This is a genomic window from Streptomyces beijiangensis (assembly GCF_017315755.1).
Taxonomy (GTDB): Bacteria; Actinomycetota; Actinomycetes; order Streptomycetales; family Streptomycetaceae; genus Streptomyces; species Streptomyces beijiangensis.
In genome coordinates, this window is sequence record NZ_JAFLRJ010000603.1 from 1 (window position 1) to 6,297 (window position 6,297).

The following is a 6,297-nucleotide window of genomic DNA, read 5'->3' on the forward strand; positions in this document are numbered from 1 at the left end:
GGGCCGTCGCCTTCAGCTGGGTGGGGCGGGGGCCCCTGATGGCCGCGCGGCGCAGTGAGGAAGTGCTGCGGGCCGCGCTGGGGGTGCCTGACCGGGTTCCGTACGCGGAGAAGCGCGCGGTGCGGGCCCGGTTGCCCGGGGTGGAGGAGCGGGCCGCCGAGGTGGTGGCGTTGCATGCGAGGGCCGTGGGGGTCACGGGGTGGCCCGAGTCCCTGGAGCGGGTGGAGTGTGAAGTCATCGATCATGCGCGGGTGTTCGGGCTTGAGGGGCTTGCCGAGGCGCGGGGCGTCGTGAGCGAGCTGGTGCCAGGGGGTGTCGTCGCCGGGCGGCTCGTGGCTGCCGCCGGGCCCGATCTGCATCTGGAGGGGGCCGACGGGGGCGTTGTCGTCCTGGATACGCGTTTGATGCGGGGGTGGGGAGTGGAGCGGGCCGTGGGGGAGGTGAGCGTGCCGGTGAGGGGCGTCGTGGTTCCTGATGTGCAGGACGGGCTCTTCTGAGCAGCTGACCGAATGGTCAAGAGATGGATCCCGTTCGGCAAGTCCGTGGACGGGCGGGGAGGTGAGGAGCAACGCTTGGCGTCATGACCAACACGCCTGTGGCGGCTTACGAGCCGCCCTATTACGCTGCGATTTTCACCTCCGTACGGACCGAGGGCGACAACGGCTACGCGGAGACCGCCGAGCGGATGCACACCCTGGTGCAGGACATGCCGGGCTTCCTCGGGTACGAATCCGCCCGCGCGCCCGGCGGCGGCCTCGGGATCACCGTCGCGTACTTCCGGGACGCGGAGTCCATACGGGGATGGAAGCAGCACGCCGAGCACTCGGCCGCCAAGGAGCAGGGGCGTACCGAGTGGTACGAGCGCTACACCCTCCACATCGCGAAGGTGGAGCACAGCCGGGAGTGGGTGCGGGAGGTGGGCGACGGGTCCGGCTCCGGTTCCGGCTCCGCTTAGGACGGTGTCGTCAAGGATTTCACCGCTGCCCGGAGTTCGGACGTCAGCTGGTCGTCGGTGATCTCACCCGTCTCGCGGTCCAGCTTTCCGCCGATCAGGCCGACCGTCAGACAGGCCTCCTCCACCACCGTCCCCGTCATCATGCGCAGCGTCTCGCAGAGCTGGGCGTTGGCGTAGTCGCCGCCCGTGGAGCTGGGCGAGGCCGTGATCACGCCCACTCTGCGGGAGACGAATTCTCCGCTGGAGACCAGCCAGTCCAGGGCGTTCTTGAGGGTGCCGGGCACCCCGTGCGCGTACTCGGGGCTGACGACGAGAACCGCGTCCGCCGCGCCGACCGCCTCGCGCAGGGCCGCCACCGGGGCGGGCACGGTGGCGCCCTCGCCGTCCAGGTCGGGGTTGAAGTGCGGGAGCGTGCCGATCTCCGCGGTGGTGACCTCCGCCCCGTCCGCGGTGGCCATGAGCCGGGCCGCGTGAAGGAGGAAGCCGTTGGTCGACCGGGTCCGCAGCGAGCCCGAGAGCGTCAGGAGTTGCATACGGCGAGCGTAGGCGAGCGAGGGCGGGGGCGTTCTCAGGAAATTCACAGGTACACGAAAGGGAGTTCTCAGGGCTGCCTCGCAGGGTGAGGACCATGACCGCGACCTCGCCCCAGGGGCGTACCGAAATGCTCAGGCCCGACGGCAGCCCCGTCCGGGTGCTCGTCGTCGACGACGAGGCCTCGCTCGCCGAGCTGCTGTCCATGGCCCTGCGGTACGAGGGCTGGGAGGTGCGCAGCGCCGGCGACGGGGCAGGTGCCGTGCGGACCGCCCGTGACTTCCGGCCCGATGCCGTTGTCCTCGACGTGATGCTGCCCGACATGGACGGGCTGCAGGTGCTGGGCCGGCTGCGGCGCGAGCTGCCCGAGGTGCCGGTTCTTTTTCTGACCGCCAAGGATTCCGTCGAGGACCGGATCGCCGGGCTGACCGCGGGCGGCGACGACTACGTCACCAAGCCCTTCAGCCTGGAGGAGGTCGTCGCGCGGCTGCGCGGGCTGATCCGCCGGTCGGGAACCGCCGCGCTGCGGAGCGAATCGCTGCTGGCCGTCGGGGACTTGACGCTCGACGAGGACAGCCACGAGGTCGTGCGGAGCGGTACGTCCATTCACCTGACCGCCACCGAGTTCGAGCTGCTGCGCTTCCTGATGCGCAATCCGCGGCGCGTGCTCAGCAAGGCGCAGATCCTCGACCGGGTGTGGAGTTACGACTTCGGGGGCCAGGCCAACGTCGTCGAGCTCTACATCTCGTACCTGCGGCGCAAGATAGACGCCGGACGCACGCCGATGATCCACACGCGGCGCGGCGCCGGCTATCTGATCAAGCCCGGGGAGTAGGCGGCCGTGGCGATTCCCGTACGCCCGCACCGCTCGCCGCGCTCCACCGGACGCCGGCCGTGGTCCTTGCGAACCCGGCTGGTGATGTCGGTCGTGGCGCTGGTGGCGGTGGTGGCTGCGGTGATCGGCACGGTGACGACGGTCGCGCTCCAGGACTCGATGTACCAGCAGCTGAACAATCAGCTGACGGACATCACCAAGCGCGCCCAGGGCATGCCCCAGAACAACAGGGGCGACGGCCTGCCCCGCAGCCCCGGGAGTCAGGGTGGAAAGGTCAACGGGCCCGCGCCGCTGGACTTCGTCATCGGGGGCGGTCAGAGCGCGGGCACGATCGGTGCCCTGTTGCAGGACGGCACCGTCAGCAAGGCCATCATCAGCCAGAACTCCACCAGCGACCACCAGATAGAGCCCAAGGACCTCAACGATGCGCAGAAGTCCGCCATCGCCACGGTCCCCCGCGACGGGAAGCCTCACTCGGTGGACGTGCCCGGCGGCCTCGGCTCGTACCGGTTCGAGTCCTTCATCACCGACAGCGGCAACACGATCGTCGTCGGCATCCCGGAGTCCAACGCCCTTGCCACCCTGCACAACTTGATCATTGTCGAGATCTCCGTCACCGTCGCAGGCCTCGCCGCCGCCGGAGTCGCCGGCACCTTCCTCATCGGCGTCGCCCTGCGCCCCCTGCGCCGCGTCGCCTCCACCGCCACCCGCGTCTCCGAAATCCCCCTGCACAGCGGCGAAGTGGCGCTCTTCGAGCGCGTGCCCGACGCCGAGGCCGACCCCCGTACCGAGGTCGGGCAGGTCGGGGCCGCGCTCAACCGGATGCTGGGGCACGTCGGTTCGGCGCTCGCCGTGCGGCAGGAGAGCGAGATGCGCGTACGGCAGTTCGTCGCCGACGCCAGCCATGAGTTGCGCACGCCCCTCGCCTCCATCCGGGGTTACGCCGAACTCACCCGTCGCGGGCGCGAGGAGACCGGGCCCGACACCCGTCACGCGCTGGGCCGTATCGAGTCCGAGGCCTCCCGGATGACCGGCCTCGTCGAGGACCTCCTCCTGCTCGCGCGCCTCGACGCCGGACGCCCGCTCTCGTACGAGAGCACCGATCTCTCCCCCCTCGTCGTCGACGCCCTCAGCGACGCCCGCGCCGCCGGCCAGGACCACAAGTGGCGTCTCGAACTCCCCGACGACCCCGCCAACGTGCTCGGCGACGGCCCCCGCCTCCACCAGGTCCTGGTCAACCTCCTCGCCAACGCGCGCACCCACACACCCCCCGGCACCACCGTCACCGCCCGCGTCCAGCACACCGGCCCCTGGGTCCTGATGGAGATCCAGGACGACGGCCCCGGCATCCCCGCCGACCTCCTCCCGCACGTCTTCGAGCGGTTCGCCCGCGGCGACGCGTCCCGCTCCCGGAACGCGGGCTCCACCGGCCTCGGGCTCGCCATCGTCCAGGCCGTCGTCACCGCCCACGGCGGCGGCGTCACCGTGCAGTCCGTACCCGGGCGCACCGTCTTCGGCGTACACCTGCCCGTACAGCTGCCCGTACAGCGGAGCGGCGACGCTCCGGCGACTCACAGGCATGGCACAGGCTGACCACACAGGGGTGACAGCGCTGCTGGCGAAGGTCGTTGTCATGCGTACCGACTCTTCTTCGGTCCCCTTGCCGGCCCGGGAACACCTCCCCGTCGGCCCCGGCGGCACCCCCGTCCTCGACGTGGTGATCCCCGTCTACAACGAGGAGCAGGACCTCGAGCCCTGTGTGGTCAGACTCCACGACCACCTCGCACGGACCTTCCCCTACGGCTTCCGGATCACCATCGCCGACAACGCGAGCACCGACCGCACCCCCGAGGTCTCCGCCCGTCTGGAGCGGACCCTCCCAGGGGTCCGGGCCTTCCGGCTGGAGGAGAAGGGCCGGGGCAGGGCGCTGCGCACCGTGTGGTCCGCCTCCGACGCACCCGTACTCGCCTATATGGACGTCGACCTCTCCACCGACCTCAACGCGCTGCTGCCTCTCGTCGCCCCGCTGATCTCCGGCCACTCGGACCTGGCCATCGGGTCGCGTCTCGCCCGCAGTTCGAGGGTTGTACGCGGGCCCAAGCGCGAGTTCATCTCCCGTGCGTACAACCTGATCCTGCGCTCCTCGCTGCAGGCGCGCTTCAGTGACGCACAGTGCGGATTCAAGGCGATCCGGCGCGATGTCGCGCAGCGGCTGCTGCCGCTGGTCCAGGACACCGGGTGGTTCTTCGACACCGAGATGCTGGTGATCGCGGAGCGCGCCGGGCTGCGGATCCATGAGGTGCCGGTCGACTGGGTCGACGACCCCGACTCGACCGTGCACATCTACCAGACCGCCGTCGACGACCTCAAGGGCGTGTGGCGCGTGGGGCGGGCGCTGGGCGGTGGCGCGCTCCCCCTCGACCGGCTCGCACGCCCCTTCGGGGAAGATCCGCGCGACCGCGAACTGCCCGGTGTACCGGGCGGACTCGCCCGCCAGCTCGTCGGCTTCTGCGTCGTCGGCGCGTTCTCGACGCTCTTCTACCTCGTCCTCTACTCCCTCTCCCGGCAGGTCGTCGGGCCCCAAGTCGCCAACGCCGTCGCCCTGTTGATCTCAGCGGTCGCCAACACCTCCTTCAACCGGAGACTGACCTTCGGGGTACGGGGACCGGACCGCGCCGTCCGCCACCAGGCCCAGGGCCTGGTCGTCTTCGCCATCGGCCTCGCTCTCACCAGCGGCTCGCTCGCCGCACTCGACGCGGCGACCGCCCATCCCCGGCACTCCACCGAACTGACCGTGCTGATCGCCGCCAACCTCGCGGCGACGGTGCTGCGGTTCCTGCTCTTCCGTATCTGGGTTTTCCCGGAGCGGCGTAACGAACAGCTCCAACAGCCAGACCTTTCGCAGGAGTTCCGCGCCGGAGCTGCTCTGGATTCTTCTGGCGCGGAAAGGCAGCCCTGGGACGACGAGACGGCACCGATGTACGCCGTCCGTCCCGGCAGCCCCGACCAGAACCGCGAGTACGACCCGAACCCCCGGAACCCGAGGCACGCCCGATGACCACGATCGAACACGATCAGCTCCCAGCAGCCCAGGCCCCGACACAGGAGCCACAGCAGCCCCGCGGCTCCCGCGCGCACCGGCTCTGGCGCGGCCGCCCCGAGGACGCCCGCTGGGTACGCCCCGCCTTCCTCGGCCTCCTCCTCGCCACCGCGCTGCTCTACCTCTTCAACCTCAGCAGCTCCGGCTACGCCAACTCCTTCTACTCCGCCGCCGCCCAGGCCGGCAGCCAGAGCTGGAAGGCGATGTTCTTCGGCTCGCTCGACTCGGCGAACGCCATCACCGTCGACAAGCCCCCGGCCGCGCTCTGGCCGATGGCCCTGTCCGTACGGATCTTCGGCCTCAACTCCTGGGCGATCCTGGTCCCCGAGGTACTGATGGGCGTGGGGACGGTGGCTGTCCTGTATGCCGCCGTACGCCGCCGGTTCAGCGCCACCGCCGGTCTGATCGCGGGCGTGGTGCTCGCGCTCACCCCGGTCGCCGCCCTGATGTTCCGCTTCAACAACCCCGACGCGCTGCTCGCGCTGCTGATGACCGTCACGGTCTACTTCGTTCTGCGCGCGCTCGACGACGGCAAGACCAAGTGGCTCCTCTGGGCGGGTGCCGCCGTCGGCGCCGCCTTCCTCGTGAAGACCCTGCAGGCGTTCCTGATCCTGCCGCCGCTCGCCATCGTGTACGCGGTCTTCGCACCGACCAAGCTCCGCAAGCGTTTCGTCCAACTCGGCCTGTCCGGACTCGCGATGATCGTCGCGGGCGGCTGGTGGGTCGCGATCGTCGAGCTCTGGCCGGCGTCCTCGCGTCCGTACATCGGCGGCTCGCAGGACAACTCCTTCCTCTCCCTCACCTTCGGCTACAACGGACTCGGCCGCATCAGCGGTGACGAGACCGGCAGCGTGGGAGGCGGCGGCGGGGGCGGAG

7 protein-coding genes are annotated in these 6,297 nt (G+C 70.4%); 6 read left to right on the forward strand and 1 reads right to left on the reverse strand.

All coding sequences use genetic code 11. The features are described from left to right. A partial coding sequence (locus tag J0695_RS37405; protein ID WP_206969214.1) for a DUF2797 domain-containing protein occupies window positions 1–497 on the forward strand: 497 nt, incomplete at its 5' end. An 83-nt stretch (window positions 498–580) separates the two neighbouring features. Beyond that, complete coding sequence (locus tag J0695_RS37410) at window positions 581–955, forward strand: antibiotic biosynthesis monooxygenase family protein (protein ID WP_206969215.1); 375 nt, start codon at window positions 581–583, stop codon at window positions 953–955. Here J0695_RS37410 and J0695_RS37415 read toward each other — a convergent pair. Further along, window positions 952–1,488 (reverse strand): NADPH-dependent FMN reductase, encoded by a 537-nt coding sequence (locus J0695_RS37415; protein WP_206969218.1) that lies wholly within the window; start codon window positions 1,486–1,488, stop codon window positions 952–954. The genes J0695_RS37410 and J0695_RS37415 overlap by 4 nt on opposite strands. A 95-nt stretch (window positions 1,489–1,583) precedes the next feature. Between J0695_RS37415 and J0695_RS37420 the strand changes: the two genes are divergently transcribed. The 4 genes from J0695_RS37420 to J0695_RS37435 all read left to right on the forward strand — a co-directional run. Continuing rightward, window positions 1,584–2,321: a response regulator transcription factor gene (locus J0695_RS37420; protein WP_277990087.1), complete on the forward strand. Its 738-nt coding sequence runs from the start codon at window positions 1,584–1,586 to the stop codon at window positions 2,319–2,321. An 84-nt stretch (window positions 2,322–2,405) separates the two neighbouring features. Further along, a complete protein-coding gene (locus tag J0695_RS37425; protein WP_206969222.1) occupies window positions 2,406–3,914 on the forward strand; it encodes a sensor histidine kinase in 1,509 nt (502 codons plus the stop codon). 40 nt (window positions 3,915–3,954) lie between these two features. Continuing rightward, window positions 3,955–5,379: a bifunctional glycosyltransferase family 2/GtrA family protein gene (locus J0695_RS37430; protein ID WP_206969223.1), complete on the forward strand. Its 1,425-nt coding sequence runs from the start codon at window positions 3,955–3,957 to the stop codon at window positions 5,377–5,379. After that, on the forward strand, window positions 5,376–6,297 hold a 922-nt coding region (locus J0695_RS37435), incomplete at its 3' end, for an ArnT family glycosyltransferase (RefSeq protein ID WP_206969219.1). The genes J0695_RS37430 and J0695_RS37435, both read left to right, overlap by 4 nt.

What these genes read in the sequence shown, in the direction of transcription:
- J0695_RS37430 (WP_206969223.1), top strand. Translation starts at nt 3,955, where the DNA reads ATGCGTACCGACTCTTCTTCGGTCCCCTTGCCGGCCCGGGAACACCTC.
- J0695_RS37410 (WP_206969215.1), top strand. Translation starts at nt 581, where the DNA reads ATGACCAACACGCCTGTGGCGGCTTACGAGCCGCCCTATTACGCTGCG.
- J0695_RS37415 (WP_206969218.1), bottom strand. Translation starts at nt 1,488, where the DNA reads ATGCAACTCCTGACGCTCTCGGGCTCGCTGCGGACCCGGTCGACCAAC.
- J0695_RS37420 (WP_277990087.1), top strand. Translation starts at nt 1,584, where the DNA reads ATGACCGCGACCTCGCCCCAGGGGCGTACCGAAATGCTCAGGCCCGAC.
- J0695_RS37425 (WP_206969222.1), top strand. Translation starts at nt 2,406, where the DNA reads ATGTCGGTCGTGGCGCTGGTGGCGGTGGTGGCTGCGGTGATCGGCACG.